The sequence below is a fragment of the Endozoicomonas sp. ONNA2 genome, assembly GCF_024606365.1.
Classification (GTDB): Bacteria; Pseudomonadota; Gammaproteobacteria; order Pseudomonadales; family Endozoicomonadaceae; genus Endozoicomonas.
The window spans coordinates 1-1122 of sequence record NZ_JAHHPO010000860.1 but is presented as its reverse complement, the minus strand read 5'-3'; the positions used below and the strand labels follow the sequence as shown (position 1 = coordinate 1122).

Below are 1122 nucleotides of genomic sequence, written 5' to 3'. Positions count from 1 at the left end.
TCCGAGTGCTGATTATTGCCGTTGGTATACGACGGGATAATGAAGTTTATGAAATGGCAGAAAAACGGGTTTGATCATGGATAAATCAGAAAAGCAGTATGATAAATTTTTGCAAGATAAGGTTGATCGTGCAAGAGAATCACTGAAATCTGGCCAGGGCAAGTCTAATCATCAGATAGAGTCTGAGTTTGCCCGGCGTCGGTCGGTTTCCCGTGGGGAAGCCGACAAACAGTAATGACATGGATTCCCATGGGAGCCGTTATCAACGATGGCGGATACCAGGCTTATCCTCAATGCTGATAACCAATCGCTTACCCAAGGCATTAAGAACCGCTTCAATGCTCTGGATTTTTGAACCACTATGGGGGTCAAGCAATGTTCGGATAAACTTTTCATCCTTGCTGATCAGGGCGGCCAGATCCTTTTTTTTATGATGTTTTCTTTTCTGTTCTGAATAAATGGCTGCCTTTGCAGCAATAAGCGCAGAAGGTGCTACCGGATAGGTGTTCACCGCCAGCATATCACCGGGAACCGGTAATAATTCATTATTCTCCATGGTGGTGGAAATCAGTTCATCAAGACAATCCACAGACTCCGACAGATCTTCATCTATGGTTTCACCATCCGTTCCACCCCAGCCAAAATCCTTAAATTTCACTAAATAGCGGCCATTTTCATCAATGATTACGGTTGCCGGATATTGTATTTTCACCGTCATATACTCTGGGTTTTAAAATCCATTAATCAATAAATCAATACTTATCAATTACAAGCATGGAAAGACGTTTTAATGAAGCATAAAATGGTCAGTGCAAGTTCTTACAGTCACACTCGGTTTTTATCTCATCCCGATCCAGATTAAAAGCAGTACAAAGATCATCATTTACCTTTTGCATTTTATCAGATTGAAATGACAAGGCTCTCTGTAAATAGTTACTGACTTCATAACAGTTTTTGACTAAAGCATAACAGGTGCCATAGTCCTTACCTTTGACCTCGATTGTTGCGCCAATAAAAAAATTACCATGTTTATCAATTTCAAAATGCATGGCAGACCACGGCTGAAAGCAGGGCGATAGAACCAGACGTACGACCATCCACTAAACACAAAACTTGACTTTC

2 protein-coding genes are annotated in these 1122 nt (G+C 41.3%); one reads left to right on the top strand and one right to left on the bottom strand.

Going from position 1 to position 1122, the window contains the following annotated elements; translation table 11 throughout:
* The first annotated feature begins 76 nt into the window (after positions 1 to 76).
* Positions 77 to 235 carry a hypothetical protein gene (locus tag KDK14_RS15245; protein ID WP_257266028.1) on the top strand — a complete coding sequence of 53 codons (159 nt, stop codon included), beginning with the start codon at positions 77 to 79 and terminating at the stop codon, positions 233 to 235.
* 27 nt (positions 236 to 262) lie between these two features.
* On the opposite strand, the gene KDK14_RS15240 is transcribed toward KDK14_RS15245, so the two are convergent.
* Positions 263 to 712: a type II toxin-antitoxin system HicB family antitoxin gene (locus tag KDK14_RS15240; RefSeq protein WP_257266027.1), complete on the bottom strand. Its 450-nt coding sequence runs from the start codon at positions 710 to 712 to the stop codon at positions 263 to 265.
* Between the last annotated feature and the right edge of the window lie 410 nt (positions 713 to 1122).